We start from the raw sequence: 16,143 nt of genomic DNA on the forward strand, positions 1-16,143 counted from the left end.
CCGGACATTGTTTGGTGGGTAGTTTGACTGGGGTGGTCGCCTCCAAAAGAGTAACGGAGGCTTTCCAAGGTTCCCTCACGACGGTCGGCAATCGTCGGAAGAGCGCAATGGCATAAGGGAGCCTGACTGCGAGAGAGACATCTCGACCAGGCACGAAAGTGGGACATAGTGATCCGGTGGTACCGCATGGAAGGGCCATCGCTCAAAGGATAAAAGGTACTCTGGGGATAACAGGCTGATCTCCCCCAAGAGCTCAAATCGACGGGGAGGTTTGGCACCTCGATGTCGGCTCGTCACGTCCTGGGGCTGGAGAAGGTCCCAAGGGTTGGGCTGTTCGCCCATTAAAGTGGCACGCGAGCTGGGTTCAGAACGTCGTGAGACAGTTCGGTCTCTATCTGTTGCGGGCGTAGGAAATTTGAGAGGCTCTGACTTTAGTACGAGAGGACCGAGTTGGACACACCTCTGGCGTACCGGTTGTTCCGCCAGGAGCATCGCCGGGTACCTATGTGTGGAGCGGATAAGCGCTGAAAGCATCTAAGCGCGAAACCCACCTCGAGATGAGATTTCCATATAAGGGTTGTTAAAGATTATGACGTTGATAGGCTTCAAGTGTACGTGTAGAGATACATTCAGCTGAGAAGTACTAATCGCCCAAGAGCTTTTTCTTTTACGGTTGAGGTAGTAGCGATACTACCTCAGCAAAGTTTTTCCTTTTCGCTGTCAATGACTAAAAGAGGTCATGATAGTGATTAGATTCAAGAAATCATTAGATCAATCAAGAAATTGATGGTGCCAATGACGTAGGTGTTCACCTCTTCCCATTCCGAACAGAGCAGTTAAGCCCTACAGTGCTGATGGTACTGGGTTAACCCCCGGGAGAGTAAGTCGGCGCCACATTCATTAAATATAGAAGGTTAGTTAACACAAGATGTTGACTAACCTTTTTTTGTGTCTGTACTTTTTTATAAGTAAACTGTTAGAATAATTGTAATTTGCATATAATGAACCGATTATCATAAATCGAATATTATTTATTTGAGTTAAAAGATTAAGTAAAGTAATAATTAATTTCATAACATTCTTTTTAATTAAAATGTGAGTTTTCTAACTAACTTGCAATAATAAAAATGAGAATTTAATAATTAGTTTACGAATTAAATATTAAATTAAGTAGCTTCATAATCAACTACTTATTAAATAACCATATACGAATTACTATATTTTATGGAAGCATTTGAAAATTTTGCTGCAGCCTTTAGTGCATTAGCTTGGGGAACTCCTTTACTAATACTCTTAATGGGTGGTGGTCTGTTCTTTACAATTTATTCGAAATTCTTACCTTTTAGATATTTCAAACATTCAATAGATGTATTGAGAGGAAAGTTTGATGACCCAGATGCTGAAGGTGATATTGACCACTATGAAGCTTTATCAGGAGCAATTGCTGCAACCGTAGGTATGGGAAATATTAGTGGTGTTGCTGTGGCATTAGTTACAGGAGGACCTGGTGCAATATTCTGGATGTGGGTTTCTGCTTTATTGGGAATGGCTACTAAGTTCTTTACTTGTACATTAGCAGTAATGTATAGAGGGCATGATTCTAAAGGTCGAGCTGAAGGTGGACCAATGTATTTTATTGAAGAAGGTCTAGGGAAGAAATGGAAACCAATGGCAATGTTTTTTGCTGCAGCTGGTCTTTTAGGAGTTACTCCAATGTTCCAAGCAAATCAACTAACTGAAGTTGTTAGAACGGTAGTTCTCCCTGAAAGCGTTACATCAATGGCAGATACAATGACTTTGAATTTTATTATTGGTGTAATAATAATGATTATTGTTTCTGCAGTAATTTTTGGGGGAATTGAAAGAATTGGTAGTGTAGCTGGAAAATTAGTTCCAATTATGGTTATTCTTTATTCAGGGACTGTATTAGCAATGATTGGGTTGAATGCTGAAAAATTACCTGAAATATTTTCTAGTATAATTACAGAAGCGTTTACTTTTAAATCAGCAGCAGGTGGTGCAATAGGAGCAGTAATAGTAATTGGTGCTAAGAGAGCAGCTTTTTCAAATGAAGCAGGTATAGGTACAGCACCTATGATGCATGGTGCTTCAAAAACTACCGAGCCCGTTAGAGAAGGATTAGTGGCTATGATTGGACCTTTTATTGATACAATTGTTGTTTGTTCGATGACAGCATTTGGTATTTTAGCTTCAGGTATTTACTCTCCTGATATGGGTACTGATGTTAATGGAGTAGCATTAACTACAGAAGCATTTAGAGCTGTTTTCCCAACAATGGGTCCAATTATATTATCAATCTGTGTTTTATTCTTTGCATTGACAACCTTATTTTCTTTTTCATATTATGGATCTAAATGTTTAGGTTATCTAATTGGAGAAGAGAGAAAGCATTATTTTAATTATGCATATGTTATTCTAATTGTTGTTGGTTCAGTAATTAAATTAGACGCTATATTAAATTTAATTGATGGTGCTTATGCAACAATGGCATTTCCAACTATGATTGCGGCATTATTATTATCACCCAAGGTAAAAGCAGCAGCAGTTGACTATTTCCATAGAATGGATGATTTAGAAAAATCGACAAAATAAGACACTAAAATCTTATTTTAATAAAGAGAAGAGTACTTATCTGAATTTGTTGAAAATTTTGATTGTTACTCTTTTTTTTGTTTAAAAATCTAAGCAGTAAACATTATAAATATCGTAAGAAATAAAGCCTAAATATTTGCTAATGTATTTAATAGTTTTATTGACTACAATAACTGTTGATATTATTTTTTTATAAGATTATTATCGAATATCAACTCATATGGTACAATAGATATTATTTATGTTTATTCTTTATTATTAGTCTTAATTATTTTTTTATCACTTATTTTAAATTAAAACTAAAGTAAATGGTGTAGTGATCTATTTATTTATTGTCTTTTAGGATAGAATACAATAATTTAAAGCAGATAAAATTATTAAGCCTGAATTTTATTTTATCCTTCTTCTAAATTAACAACAATAATCTTACTATATGTTTTTCAAAACAAAAAATAACTATTCATCTCAAGAGCTTATTGATAATATAAAGCATAGAAAGGATTATGAAAATTCTATCAGAGAACTTTATAGACTTTATTTTGAGAAAACTAAACTATTAATACTTAAGTTAAATGGTACCAAAGAAGATGCTGAGGATATATTTCAAGATGCTATTGCTAAAATAATTTGGAGTATTGATAAAGATCAATTTAAAGGTAATGCTCATATTTCTACATATCTTTTTAGCATTTCAAAAAACATGTGGTTATCAACTCTTAAAAAGAGAAAAAAGTATGATGTATCATATGAAAATGATTTTGAAATTGAAGATGAAAAAGATTTTACCACGGAATTACCATTAAAAGAAGGGGATGATTTAGATTCAAAGAAACGATTTAGACAGCTCTTACAAAAAATAGGAGATGACTGTAGAAAACTATTAAGTTATTTCTATTTTCAACAACTATCTTATAGTGAAATTCTTTTGAAATTTAATGGAAAATATACTTCTGAAAAATTTATAAGAAATAAAAAAAGTAGATGTATTGGCTATTTAAAGAAAGGTTTAGAAATTGAAAAAGGCAATATAAGTGATCTTTTGGATGATATTTCTGAATGTCTTGATAAAAAATAATTTTTAAGTGGTGGCAAATCAAGAAGTTGAAGTCTAATAGGTATAACTTAAAAAAACAGTGGTATGTTATCAGATAATTTAATTGAAGAAAGACTTTATATAGAAGAAATTTCTCTCGAAGTAAAAGCTGTTAGAGCTGAAATGAAACGCAACCAGCAAATAAAACTAACTTCAAGGTGGACATCAGCAGCTGCTTTATTGATTTTTGGATATATTTCTATCTATATAATGCAATTAACCCCAGGTACTTTAATAGAAGATAAATGCTATACTAACTATACAAGAAGTTCTCAAATTGCTATTAACAAAGAACCTTCTCAATTAGAAATAGCGTTACAACAAATTAATGCGAGTAACTATGATGGTGCAATTGAAACTTTAGAGAAGTTGCCAGCATCTGATCATAAGGATTGGTTTTTATTAAATGCTTATTTAGGATTAGAAGATTTTAGTGAAGTAGATCAATTGACTTTAAAAATTAGAAGTGATGAAGAACATTTATATTTTAGTCAAATTGATAAATATTTCCTTTATGATATTTACATATTAAAAGTCAAAAGGAAGATATTGAAATAAAGTTTTTTGGAAGCTGGGCGAGGTAATCGCTTCAGCTTCTCCATATAATACAATATTGCCCCAGTAGATGGGGTTTACTTTTATAGAAGGATTATTTTTCCAAAAATCCTTTTTTGCTTTTTGTAAAGCTATATCCTTTTCCCACCCTTCTTCCAGGTATTCATAAAAGCTAGCCATAATTATTGAGGAAACCTCATCATTCACATCCCATTTACTTGCGAGTACAGCATCAACATTTGCATAGGCAAATGCTCTCTGTAAACTTAGTGTCCCTTCTCCATCTATATATGGTCCATCAGCAGAATGACAACTACTTAATGAAACTAGTTTAAGATGTGATAAATCTTTGTTAGCAATTTCATTAAAGCTTAATGTATGTACTTTATTAGTATCAAGTGGATAAAACTCAATATGAGAATCTTTAGCCGTTTTGTTAATAGTAGTATGTGTAGCTAAATGAAGTATATTAGAATTATTTATTTTTTCTAATGTATTACTCATTGTAGCTTCTTTATCACTTATAAAGTTGGTCGTGATAGATTTAACTTCTTCTAAAGAAAAAGGAAGGTTTATATTATTGTAAGGAGCAACACCAAGTATATTTATTTCTTCATAATCAGTAGAGGCAGAAATAGAAGAAGAATATTCATGATGTAAAGAGAAACTGTAAGAAATTGCCCAATTTTCAAGATAATAACCTTTTCTAACCTTTAGTATTTCAAATGGGATAAATGTTAAGTTTCCTGATGGTGAAAAAACAACCCTTTGCACATCAGAAAAACGTAATGATGATGGTAATAAGAAGTTACCTAATTGGAAAAGTTGATGATTAAATGAACGATTAATAAATAAATTACTATTACTAACCTCTTTGTATGTTTGATTCACTAATTCATTCCAATTTTCAGGTAAATTTCTTTTTTCAAGGAAAAAATGATCATCAATAAAACCGACCATAACCATACTTTTTCCTACAGGGTAATAGGATACAAAGCCTTTATCTTCATAAAATTTATGAAAGTAATTTTTAATTTCTATTTCTGTTAATAATGGGGAGCTATTGATCTGGTTTTTTAAACTGTCAATATTCTTAGTATTGATATATTCTTCAAAACTCAAATTATCTAATCCTAAACTTCTTTTGTATAAAATATTCGATTTAGAGTTTTCTACTATTTCTAAAACCTTAAATAAGTATTTATTTTCTCTAGATTCTAAATATAAATTGGAATAGAAAGAGACAAGTTGATCTTGAATCTCTTTTATACTTTTGAATTGATAGAGCTGATCGTCATCGTTATATTGATTACCTATAAATTTTTTAAACATAAGGTAAGCTTGCCAATAATAATGTTCTTTATCAGTATGATTATTAGAATATTCTGCGGTGTAAAAATTTTGCAACATCAATTGGTTCAATAAAACTTGATTGGTGTCTTTCTTATGAATTTTTATTTGATGATCAATTAAATTTTGAGCTGAATCTAGGTAATTTATAGAAGTCGTAATATTGTTTTCGTGATTATAAATTTCGATAGCTCTATATATTTCAGCAGCCATAACATTCATGTCCTGTGTAGGGAATGAAAGTCCTTTTTTTATTTCTTTTTCAGCTTTATTTAAATAAATAATTTGATTGGAAGGGTCATTTAATTCTCGGTAACATTGAGCTATTTTTAGATATGTTCTTGCTATAAAGTAATGCCTTAAAATTATTTCATCATTACTGAATACATAATCATCGTTAAGTTTGAATTGAAAGTTATACTTGAATAAATATTTTTTGAAATTTTTTATTGCATCTATATAATTAGAATTTTCAAAATAATAATTACCGATTTGATAAAAATGATGTCCGAAATTACCTTCGTTAAGATTATCTATTTCAACTAGTGAATTTGTGATACAATCTATATCATCAACTTGAATACATAAACTTAAATAATCGCTTAAGGTACTATAATTAACATGGATATTTAAAAGATGATCTAAAATATCCTTACTTAAATTATATTCTTGACGTCTATAAAAAAATGTATTAAGCTGTCTAAGAATAGGGTAACTTGTTTTGTACTTTTCGATATTGTTTAAATAAATACTACTTCCTTTTTTTAAATATAATTCAGCGGAATCCCTTTTACCTAAAAATAAATAATATTCACCCAATAAGGAGTGTGAAGTTACATGTGTGAAATATCTATTATCTGGATCATGATCTATAGTATTAATATTTTTCTTTAACCAATAAATACCTAAGTCTAAATTTAATTTCTCCTTTCCATATAAATGCCCAAGAACGTGTTGGCAATAAGATCTTGTTTTTTTATCAGTAGTTTTTGATTCAATTAGTTTAAAATATTTTATAGATAAGTCATAGTTTTTTTCTCTAAAAGCTGTATATGCCTTCTTTTTTATATCCTTCTCATTATATGACTGTGAGTAGGCAAAAAAAGATAATAGGATATTAAATGTTAAAAAAATAAAAAATCTCATTTTTATTTAATCTTAATGGTGGCATTTTATTTTTTATAAGTCTAATAGGTAGAACAGTAAGTATCCAACTATCAACAATTAATCGACATGATAAAGTTAAAGTATTTTAGTCTAGTATTCATAATATTATCAATACTTTCATCTTGTGAAAACACTGATGATGAAAACATTACTCCAATTGAGAGAGATATTGAATTCACTTATGATGAAGTAGCAAGTGATAGTTTAGGAAGAAAACCTAAGGTAAAGTTATTTACAGATTTACCACAGGATGGTGTAGATAATCAAGAAAGAAAAACAAAAGCAAATTAGAAATTACTTTTATAAATATTCAACATTCAGTAATGTAAAAAATATAGAAATGTAAGAATAAGTATTCTGAAAAATAACAAGTGATAAAGCAGTAATTTAATTGAAATGAGTCGCTAAAAACCAACCCAATTAAAAAATAGAGGCTACGGATATTTTGTAGCCTCTTTTAAAAACTACTTTTGTAACTTTTTTTTATCACTTGAATAAGATATTATCAACCCAAAACCAGCTATTTAAATAACACACACAATTAGTATTTATAACAATAATAGACTATCAAAAAAGCAAGAAAGTACTTTAGAATTACAGTTTGCGATTATTTCGTTTCTTCTCGGTGAATTAAAGTGAAATAATTATTCCTCATCTGAGGGCATTATGTTTATAAAATTTTAGTGCTGAAAAAATGATTCTAGTAAAGGAAGCTCATTCATTATTATGGATGGGCTTTTACTTTTTAATCATCCATGGGTGAATAAATTTACTTTACAATTAAATGTAAATATGTAAGAAAAAATAGACTGTTTATTGTGTTTTGTTAAATAAGTTCATGAAAAAATAATATTAAAAGTTGTTTAGTAATATAAACTTAAAAGCTCTATTAGATAGCCTTAATACTTTTGTATTGCTTTATTCTAATTACTAAAAAATATATATGATTTTAGCACTTTACTAATTATCACACTAATTATGTGCTGAAGATTGTTCTCTTAAATTAAGAGACAAAATGATTAATATTTAGTAAATCAAGTATGTAATAAAGGCTACGGACAGATGTCTGTAGCCTTTTTAGTTGAGGTAGTTTGCTTTAAGTATAGTTGATTATGAAAGTCTTTCTGTTTTTAAATCATTTCGAATTGTTTAAAAACAGTATCTTTATAGCCTTTACTAATAGGCAATGTATATTTTTGATCAAGCAACACTGAGTTAGTTTCAAATGAAGAAACATAGTTTAAGTTGATGATATAACTACGATGTATTCTTAAAAAAATAGACTGAGTAAATTTTTCCTGAATATTTTTAAGCACTGTAGCATAAAAAAAAAGACCTTGCTTAGTATGTAAGCGTGTATAATTACTGTCTGCTTCAAAGTAAATAATATCAGATAATTTGATCTTATGGAAGGTATTATCTTTTTTTAGAAAAAGACTTTTATCTTCTTCTACTTGCTTTTCTTCCTTTTCCAATTGATTATTATTGAAGTTAGACAATGCTAATTCAATTGACATGCTTATCATCCTATCGTTAAAAGGTTTTAGCAGGTAAGCATGAGGATTTACAGTTTTTGCTTTTTCAAATGTAGCTTGGTCTGCATGAGAAGTTAAAAACAAGAATGGTAAATTAAATTTTTCATTAATTTTCTCAGCTAAATCAATTCCAGTTTTATTTCCTTTTAAAGTAATATCAATAATTAGAAAATCTATTGGAGTTGTAATTAGCACCTTTATAGCATCTTCAAAACTTTGAGCGATAGTAGTCTTGTACTGTTTATTACTTTCAAGCCTTAATTGAAGATCCTTAGCTAATAGAATTTCATCTTCGACAATCAGTATATTAATTTGTTCGGTCATATTTATTGATGATTAATATGCAAGTAGTACCAATTTCTGTTTCGTATCTTAATGTACCATCAAGTTGTTGTACCAATGAATCAACTAGATGTAAACCAAATGATGTACCTGTAGATTCACTGTTATTTAATCCAACACCATTATCTTTTACTTTAACAATAACTTGATTATCAATCTGTTTTAATTCAATTGTTAACTCTGGATTTTGGATTCCTTCAAAAGCATATTTCATAGCATTGGTAACAAATTCATTGATGATTAGTCCCAATGGAATAGCTTTATCTATATGAATATCTACTTTTTCAATATCAAAAGTAGGAGTGATAGATGCTTGGAAACTATACATTAAGTTGAGTACTAGTTCTTCTATGTAGGTATCAATCTCAATTTCAGTATGAACATCTTTTTGATATAACTTTTGATGTATAAGAGACATAGCTTCTACTCTAAAACGACCAGAATCAATTGCAGTAACAGCAGGATGATCTCCTAATTGACTACTTTGAAGATTTAAAAGGCTTGAAATCATTTGTAAGTTATTTTTAACTCTATGATTCAACTCTTTTAATAATAAAGCTTTTTCTTCTTCTCTTTGAGCAATCATTTCTTTTTGTTCTAATAGAAGAATATTCATTCTTTTTCTTCTTTTAGCTTCAAAATGTAAATAGATAGCTATACCTAATAACACTAAAGCAATGATTCCAGCTGCTAGAGATAAATAAGAACGGAATATGGCTTTTTGCTCCATTAATTCCATCTCAAACTCCATTTTATTAAGCTCAAACTGATGTTTAGCCTGTTCTAATTTTTGAATAGCTTCTTTATTGATAAGTGAATCTTTATAAAGAATCATTTCTTTTTCAAAAGACAATGCTTTTTCAAATTGCATTCTATCTTCATAAAATAAAGAAAGCTCTGATGTAATATCTTTTATTTGTTCTTTTGCATGCAAACCCTTAAAAGTAGAGTATGCCTGTAAGTAGATTTTTTCTGCCTCTTTAATTTTTCCTCTTTGTAAATTAAGTTTACCTAATTCTACATTAAAAATTTCAGCAGTAAGGTTATCTCCAATTTTTTGTAAGTAATCAACACCTAATAATAAATTCTTTTCAGCTTCTTTTTTTTGGTTAAGAGAAGTTTGTGCCATACCTAAGTTACCATATGCATATCCATAGATGATATCATCTTTTATTAATTTATCATTTAAATGAATACTCTTCGTTAAATAATAAGTAGCACTATCTAATTGCCCTTGCATTCTAAAAGTATCACCAATATTCAAGTATAACATTATGTAGTTAAAACTGTCAAGTGTCTTTGATGGATATATATCCATAGCTTTTTGATAATAATAATTGGCTTTTTCGAAATTTTTATCTGTATAATATATAGCTGCTAATAGAGAAAGATTCAAACTACTACTTTTAAGTTCGTTTAACTGTTTATTAAGTTCAGAAGCTTCTAAAATGTATTGTATAGCCTGTATTTTATTACCTAATAAACGGTGGATATTACCTAGATTACCTAGTGTTGTAATTTGACTTTTAGTATTATTTAATTCTTTAGATAATTTTAATGATTTATTAAGATAAATTAAACTATGTTGATTATTTAAATGATAGCCAATTTGATCATAATAATATGCCAATGAATCTTTTGATAAATTACTATTATTTTCATTTAAATAGTCAATTAAGCTATCAGCCTCTTCTTTAGATTGTGCTGATAACTTAATTGATATAAATATGAAAATAAATACAAAAATGTATTTAAAATTATGCAAAATGTTAAGGTTTTCTTGATCCACTAATATGTCCAATAGGATCTATAATACAATAATACTTTTCACCTTTTAATCTAAATGATAACACTACATAATAAGTGATTAGAATATCATCCTTGTCGTTTTTATCAATTTTTCTAGTATGAACTATAATGTCATCAGTATTTTTTATTGGCTCAAAATAGATACAACCATTAGGTGCTACAGTTGTTAGTTCATTTTCAGGCTCTTTAGAAAAATCAAAATATTTACTCCATGCAACGGAGTCCATAATATCTTTAGACTTAGAGGTTACATTTTGTACTTGAAGGTAAATCAATTCTGCATTCAACTTCTGTTTTGTTTCATAATCAATAGAAACACGAATTGTATCTCCACCCATGATATATTTAATACCACTGATATCAGTTCTTACGAAAGGATCGATGACAACTGGCTGAGTTGGTGAGCCAGTTTCAGTGTTCATCTTGTCAAAGTTGTTGATGATTTCTTCACAAAATAAAGAAACTTCAACAGTGACCTCTTTAGTGCCTTGGGAAGTTACTTCAGCCATAGTCAGTAAGTTTAATAGTTTGAAAAAAGATTAATAGATAAACATAAAAAATTAGCAAGAAAGTTTGTTTCATCTCTATTGTGCTGTTTATCTGAACTTAAATTGCAATCTTTTTACCCAAAAGCCAAGAAAAATTCCATTTACTAAAAAAATAGTACCATTCACACAAATTTTCTTTTGTGAGTGGAAATCAATCTTCACTTTTGAGGCATACCAAAAAAGGAAACTATTATGACTATGTCACAAAGAACATATAGTGATGAGCAAATAAATCCACAACTAAATAATGAAGTAGTTGAAAATGATTTTCTTCAAGCTGAGGAAGGTGATTTTATAATTTCAGGTAACTATGAACTATTAAATGACTTACAAGTAAAAATACCAAAAGGTATAGAGTTATATTTTTTACCTGATGAAAACTATTGTATTACTGATGCTTTAATCAAGAAATTGAAAAAGCAGGAAAAAATATCTTCTGTTGGTTATTATTATGAAGATGAGTGGTATGAAGTTCATCCAAAAATTTACAGAGAAGGGGATTTAGTTCCCAATTATTACATTCGAACATTTCCTGAAGGGATGATTTCTCAAGTTGGGCAATCTCACACTTTAGGTATTAATAAAAAAACTAGTATTGCCAATTTGCTGGTTCAGATAGGATTGGCAAAAGGTAATAACGAAAGAATTAGGTGTTTTTGGACAGCCAACAAGTTGACTAATCACGTTCTTTGCCCCAAACTATTTTTCAAATAACGAAAATCATAATACTAATTAAGCAAATTTCAGAATACACATTAGACTTACTTTCGCAAAATTGATATGCAATGCTTTTCACTTTTGTAACATGTTGTTAAAGGTGCTTGTACTAGGTGAAGTACAAGTGCCTTTTTTTTGATTATCTAGATGTGTCTTTTTAGAAGGATCTTACACTATAGGAATGTATATGGAAATGAAAAAATAGTGTGATGAAAAAAGATCTAACCAAAGGTGCAGTATTAGACAAAATAATAGAATTAGTTATACCCATTGTTACTTCCTCTTTATTGCTATTCGCTTATAATTTCGCTGATATATTATGGGTTGGACAGTTGGGCAGTGATGCAGTTGCAGCAGTTGGTACAATCGCTATTTTTCTTTCTTTTTGTTGGTCTATCATCTCAATATTTCTTTTTGGGAGTAATATTGTTGTTTCTCAATCTATAGGAAGACAAGATGATCATCGTGCTCAGGAAATTGCCCAAGAAGCATTTATAGGATTGATTGCTCTCACAGGGCTAATTATGCTGTTTATATTTACTCAATCAGATCTTATTATTTCTTTTTTCCAGCTAAATAATCCAAAGGTGGAGAAGATGGCTAAACTTTATTTGATTTGGTCAGGAGTAGAGATGATTTTTTCATTTATGGTACAGCAAATGACAAGTGTAAGTAATGCTAGAGGAGATGCTAAAACACCATTAAAAATAAATGCAATCGGAGTGGGGTTAAATATCATTTTGGACCCATTATTCATATTTGGATTTGACTTGGGAGTAGAGGGAGCAGCAATTGCCACTTTCTTATCAAGAATGATTGCCTTTGTAGTATTCTGGCGTATTAGAGCTAGAGCATTTTATGGATGTCATTGTGTATGGACATTTAAAATAAAGGATTATGTCAAAGTAATGCGTTTAGGATTTCCTCCATCATTACAAAGGGTCATGTTTACTTTAGTTGGAATGTTTATGGCTAGAATTGTGGCAAACTGGGGGGCAGAAGCCATTGCTGCACAAAAAATTGGTTTGCAGATTGAATCTATGACATTTATGCTGACTAATGGTATGGCAGGAGCAATGTTATCATTTACAGGTCAAAACTTTGGTGCTAAAAAGTATAAAAGAATAGAAAAAGGGTATGCAATGACTGTAAAATTTGGGATGTTATTTGGAGGAATCATGGGTGCTATTTTCTTCTTTTTTCCAGAGTTCTTCGTTTTATGGTTTTTAGATGATCCTACAACAGTTGCTATTGGTGTTAGTTATTTAAAGATAATTGGTCTATCACAGATGTTGATGTGTATAGAAATGATTACAACAGGTGTGGTAAATGGATTAGGAAAAACAGAAATACCAGCAATAATTAATGTAACCTTAACTTTAATACGTATACCAATGGCCTACTTCTTTGCTTATAATTTAAAGATGGGTATTGATGGTGTTTGGTTATCTATTGCTGTGAGTACCACTTTAAGAGCGATCGCTATTTCAATAGCTTATTTTATTTTACAGAAAAAAATATTGGTTTCATCAAGAAAAGAATTAGAACTAGTGTCTTTTTAGGCAAATTATATACTTCATAAATGAAAATGATAATCACAAAAAGTAAATAGAAAATGGACCAAAAAGTACTAAGTTATATACGTCAGAATTTTGTTGGAGAATTACTTCAAGCTAGACCTTTAATTAATACAACTAATTTAGCAAAAGAAGAAAAAGAAGTTATTATGAATGGAGATATTGAATCTCTAATAAATCTTGTGCAAGAAAATGGACAAGGAGCAAAATTAACATTATCTGAAACTTCTATTCAAGAACTAAATAGAGCATTTGAAATATTAAGAAGCATGCAACCTTCATGTGCATGTGGTTAGTCTAATTTGTTGTTTCCAAGTATAAAAAATGCTGATCTTAGAAGGTCAGCATTTTTTATATAATTTATTTTAGTTGATCGATATAAGCTGAAGTAGCATTTAAATAATTATCTAACATACTATCTTCTTTATAAAGCTTACGGATTCCTCGAATACCTTCAAAAGAACAAATTAGAAAAGTAGCAACTGCTTTAGAATCTACTTCTTCTCTGATATTTCCTTTCTTTTTTTCACTTTCTAAAAGTAGAATCAGTTCTTCCTTCCAATGATCAATTACTTTTTTCAAAGCATTTTGATATATCTCTTCAGAATTACCAATTTCATTGATAAGATTGTTGGCAGGGCAGCCATTTTCTTTTTCAAAATCAGAAAATGATAAAATACGATTTGTAAAAATATCTTTCAGTTTTTGCGTTACTTCTTTTTCCTCTCTTAAAGGAAGAATCATTCCTTTCGTAACTCTATTGAAAATATATTGATCGATTACGGCAATACCTATTTCTTGTTTATCCTTGAAGTGATGATAAAAAGCTCCCTTCGTTAAAGAAGTAGCTTTCATAATTTGATTTACACTAGTGGCTTTAAATCCATCCTTGTAAATTAATTCAAAGGATTTATCAAGAATTAGCTGTTTAGTCAGTTGTGATTTTAATGCTTGATCCATTATGCAAAGATAAAAAAATAAAAACATACCGTAAAGTATGTTTTTATTTAATTAACCTTGAAACTTTTATTAATCTGTTACCTTGAAATCAGCTCCTTGCTTTTCTAACGTAGAATTGATTTTCATTAATTCTAAGTATCTAGTAATAGTCATTGGTCCTGAGTAACCTTCAGATTGTACAGGTCTAGGAGGATTTACCTGATAAGATTTAGCAAGTTCTGTCAAAGCCTTAGACATGAAAGGAACAGTCCATGTATTTTCAGTAAATGTAGTCATAAATACATCGTATCTTTCTTGAGGGTCTGTCAGAAGATCATATACTTGAGGTACTGTTGCGACATACATACTTGGTCCAGTCCAACCTAATAAAGGAGATGGTTTATCACTACCTGGAGTAGCACCATTATCCCCCCTCATATTGAAAACAAACTTCCATCTACCTGTTCTAACAGCACCTGGCATTAATTCTCTCTCAGTAAAATAGAACCAATTTTCACGTTCGAATTTTCCTTCTCCTGTAAATAGTGGACTCATATCAAAGCTATCAAAAACAATAGGCTTTTTATCTCGATCTTGTTTTGGTAAATCTACTCCAGCTAAAGAAGCGAATGTAGCCATAAAATCAAGTCCTCCTACAATGTCATAATTGTCAGTATTTGGCTCAATAACATCTTTCCAAATAGCAAAGGCAGGGACTCTAGAACCTCCTTCTCTGTCTGTACCTTTTGTCCCTCTAAAAGGAGTATAACCACAATCTGGATAAACATCTTGCCAAGAACCATTATCTACAGTATAGATAATCAATGTATTATCGGCAATACCTAAATCATCAACTTTTTGTAAAACACTCCCAATATGATAATCTAGCTCCTGAACTGCATCTGCATATGGTGTGCCTGCTTTACTTTTACCCTTAAAATCTTTTGCGGGTAAATTAGGTTGATGGTTTTTAGCAAAATTGATACTCATGAAGAATGGCTTTTTATCCTTGCTGTACTCATCAAGTTGATTAAGTACATTTTTCATCATCATCACATCTAATTCTGTTATATTCTCTTCAGTTACTTTTGAGATCTCATTTACTTTTTGTCCTGCTTTACCTTCTAAAATACCAGTAGTAATTTTAGAGAAATACCCCAACTGCTGTGGTGTCATCTGAGGATGAAAAGTAGGCATTGTATAAGTATATGCATTTAGATGATATAAAATTACATTATCCATTTTATCATAACCATGAGCAGTAGGCATAGCATAGTCACTTTCTCCTAAATGCCATTTTCCAGCAAAATAAGTATTGTAATTAGCTTCCTTCAAAACTGAAGCAAGAGTCCATTCTGCTGCATTAAGACCACCACCTTGTCCTTGAAATGCAACAGTAGTCATACCACTTCGATTAGGAATTCTACCTGTTTGCATAGCTGCTCTACCTGGAGTACAACTTGGTTGACCATAAAAAGTCCAGAATTGCATACCTTCTTTATCCATTCTATCGATATTAGGAGCGTCAATTCCTGCATTTTTACCTCCTCCATAAGGACCAAAATCTCCCCAACCCGTATCATCGCTAACTAAGAGAATAATATTGGGTTTAGAGCCTTTGATTTTTTTTTGTGCGAAAGTATCTATCGAAAGAAAAATGAAAAATGTAGATACTAAAATTGTAATTAATGAGGTTAATTTCATGAAATAATAGTTTAGGCTTTGGGTGATTTGAATTCGACTTTAAATTATTGATTAATAAAGAAGAATTTAATTACAATTAAGTTAGTACAGCGAGGTGGAAAATTAAATTTAAGTATCAAATTATCAGTTGAAAAGAATAATATCATACTAAAATTTATATTCAATATTTTATTATCACAATAGTTAAAAATAGA

At 30.2% G+C, this 16,143-nt stretch carries 13 protein-coding genes and 2 rRNA genes; 9 read left to right on the forward strand and 6 right to left on the reverse strand.

The features are described 5' to 3' along the window. From ACXAHM_RS19210 to ACXAHM_RS19230, 5 genes are all read left to right on the forward strand, one after another. Positions 1-668, forward strand: a 23S ribosomal RNA gene (locus ACXAHM_RS19210); the annotation flags it as partial. A 117-nt stretch (positions 669-785) separates the two neighbouring features. Beyond that, positions 786-897, forward strand: a 5S ribosomal RNA gene (rrf, locus tag ACXAHM_RS19215). Between the two features lie 327 nt (positions 898-1,224). Beyond that, positions 1,225-2,613, forward strand: a complete 1,389-nt coding sequence (locus ACXAHM_RS19220; protein ID WP_474963330.1) for an alanine/glycine:cation symporter family protein — start codon at positions 1,225-1,227, stop codon at positions 2,611-2,613. Between the two features lie 433 nt (positions 2,614-3,046). Next, the gene (locus ACXAHM_RS19225; protein WP_474963333.1) at positions 3,047-3,688 is read left to right on the forward strand and encodes an RNA polymerase sigma factor; all 642 of its coding nucleotides are present in this window, start codon (positions 3,047-3,049) and stop codon (positions 3,686-3,688) included. Between the two features lie 63 nt (positions 3,689-3,751). After that, positions 3,752-4,264 carry a hypothetical protein gene (locus ACXAHM_RS19230; RefSeq protein WP_474963337.1) on the forward strand — a complete coding sequence of 171 codons (513 nt, stop codon included), beginning with the start codon at positions 3,752-3,754 and terminating at the stop codon, positions 4,262-4,264. Here the strand turns inward: ACXAHM_RS19230 and ACXAHM_RS19235 are convergent. Further along, positions 4,235-6,757 carry a CHAT domain-containing protein gene (locus tag ACXAHM_RS19235; protein WP_474963340.1) on the reverse strand — a complete coding sequence of 841 codons (2,523 nt, stop codon included), beginning with the start codon at positions 6,755-6,757 and terminating at the stop codon, positions 4,235-4,237. The genes ACXAHM_RS19230 and ACXAHM_RS19235 overlap by 30 nt on opposite strands. 87 nt (positions 6,758-6,844) lie before the next feature. Between ACXAHM_RS19235 and ACXAHM_RS19240 the strand changes: the two genes are divergently transcribed. Then, on the forward strand, positions 6,845-7,069 hold the full coding sequence (locus ACXAHM_RS19240) for a hypothetical protein (protein ID WP_474963344.1): 225 nt from the start codon (positions 6,845-6,847) through the stop codon (positions 7,067-7,069). Positions 7,070-7,908: 839 nt separating this feature from the next. Here ACXAHM_RS19240 and ACXAHM_RS19245 read toward each other — a convergent pair. Genes ACXAHM_RS19245 through ACXAHM_RS19255 form a run of 3 tightly spaced genes read right to left on the reverse strand, consistent with a single transcriptional unit; the run spans position 7,909 to position 10,973 of the window. Continuing rightward, complete coding sequence (locus ACXAHM_RS19245; RefSeq protein ID WP_474963348.1) at positions 7,909-8,637, reverse strand: LytR/AlgR family response regulator transcription factor; 729 nt, start codon at positions 8,635-8,637, stop codon at positions 7,909-7,911. Further along, positions 8,621-10,420, reverse strand: a complete 1,800-nt coding sequence (locus tag ACXAHM_RS19250; RefSeq protein WP_474963352.1) for a sensor histidine kinase — start codon at positions 10,418-10,420, stop codon at positions 8,621-8,623. The genes ACXAHM_RS19245 and ACXAHM_RS19250 overlap by 17 nt, the downstream gene beginning before the upstream one ends. Positions 10,421-10,424: 4 nt before the next feature. Further along, positions 10,425-10,973 (reverse strand): hypothetical protein, encoded by a 549-nt coding sequence (locus ACXAHM_RS19255; protein WP_474963356.1) that lies wholly within the window; start codon positions 10,971-10,973, stop codon positions 10,425-10,427. A gap of 237 nt (positions 10,974-11,210) precedes the next feature. Here ACXAHM_RS19255 and ACXAHM_RS19260 point away from each other — a divergent pair, with 237 nt between their 5' ends. The 3 genes from ACXAHM_RS19260 to ACXAHM_RS19270 all read left to right on the forward strand — a co-directional run bounded on the left by ACXAHM_RS19260 (position 11,211) and on the right by ACXAHM_RS19270 (position 13,602). Then, positions 11,211-11,726 carry a putative adhesin gene (locus ACXAHM_RS19260; protein WP_474963359.1) on the forward strand — a complete coding sequence of 172 codons (516 nt, stop codon included), beginning with the start codon at positions 11,211-11,213 and terminating at the stop codon, positions 11,724-11,726. 212 nt (positions 11,727-11,938) lie between these two features. Then, on the forward strand, positions 11,939-13,291 hold the full coding sequence (locus ACXAHM_RS19265) for an MATE family efflux transporter (RefSeq protein ID WP_474963361.1): 1,353 nt from the start codon (positions 11,939-11,941) through the stop codon (positions 13,289-13,291). A 53-nt stretch (positions 13,292-13,344) separates the two neighbouring features. Next, on the forward strand, positions 13,345-13,602 hold the full coding sequence (locus ACXAHM_RS19270) for a hypothetical protein (RefSeq protein WP_474963363.1): 258 nt from the start codon (positions 13,345-13,347) through the stop codon (positions 13,600-13,602). A 64-nt stretch (positions 13,603-13,666) separates the two neighbouring features. On the opposite strand, the gene ACXAHM_RS19275 is transcribed toward ACXAHM_RS19270, so the two are convergent. Beyond that, on the reverse strand, positions 13,667-14,266 hold the full coding sequence (locus tag ACXAHM_RS19275) for a TetR/AcrR family transcriptional regulator (protein WP_474963365.1): 600 nt from the start codon (positions 14,264-14,266) through the stop codon (positions 13,667-13,669). Between the two features lie 69 nt (positions 14,267-14,335). Continuing rightward, positions 14,336-15,949, reverse strand: coding sequence for an arylsulfatase (locus tag ACXAHM_RS19280; protein ID WP_474963367.1), 1,614 nt, complete (start codon positions 15,947-15,949; stop codon positions 14,336-14,338). Positions 15,950-16,143 lie beyond the last annotated feature (194 nt).

Source organism: Flammeovirga sp. AWQ4_249 (assembly GCF_056161045.1).

Excerpts from the sequence above, each read along its gene's own strand:
- ACXAHM_RS19260 (WP_474963359.1), top strand. The coding sequence starts at position 11,211 with ATGTCACAAAGAACATATAGTGATGAGCAAATAAATCCACAACTAAAT.
- ACXAHM_RS19270 (WP_474963363.1), top strand. The coding sequence starts at position 13,345 with ATGGACCAAAAAGTACTAAGTTATATACGTCAGAATTTTGTTGGAGAA.
- ACXAHM_RS19245 (WP_474963348.1), bottom strand. The coding sequence starts at position 8,637 with ATGACCGAACAAATTAATATACTGATTGTCGAAGATGAAATTCTATTA.
- ACXAHM_RS19225 (WP_474963333.1), top strand. The coding sequence starts at position 3,047 with ATGTTTTTCAAAACAAAAAATAACTATTCATCTCAAGAGCTTATTGAT.
- ACXAHM_RS19265 (WP_474963361.1), top strand. The coding sequence starts at position 11,939 with ATGAAAAAAGATCTAACCAAAGGTGCAGTATTAGACAAAATAATAGAA.
- ACXAHM_RS19230 (WP_474963337.1), top strand. The coding sequence starts at position 3,752 with ATGTTATCAGATAATTTAATTGAAGAAAGACTTTATATAGAAGAAATT.
- ACXAHM_RS19255 (WP_474963356.1), bottom strand. The coding sequence starts at position 10,973 with ATGGCTGAAGTAACTTCCCAAGGCACTAAAGAGGTCACTGTTGAAGTT.
- ACXAHM_RS19280 (WP_474963367.1), bottom strand. The coding sequence starts at position 15,949 with ATGAAATTAACCTCATTAATTACAATTTTAGTATCTACATTTTTCATT.
- ACXAHM_RS19275 (WP_474963365.1), bottom strand. The coding sequence starts at position 14,266 with ATGGATCAAGCATTAAAATCACAACTGACTAAACAGCTAATTCTTGAT.
- ACXAHM_RS19240 (WP_474963344.1), top strand. The coding sequence starts at position 6,845 with ATGATAAAGTTAAAGTATTTTAGTCTAGTATTCATAATATTATCAATA.
- ACXAHM_RS19235 (WP_474963340.1), bottom strand. The coding sequence starts at position 6,757 with ATGAGATTTTTTATTTTTTTAACATTTAATATCCTATTATCTTTTTTT.
- ACXAHM_RS19220 (WP_474963330.1), top strand. The coding sequence starts at position 1,225 with ATGGAAGCATTTGAAAATTTTGCTGCAGCCTTTAGTGCATTAGCTTGG.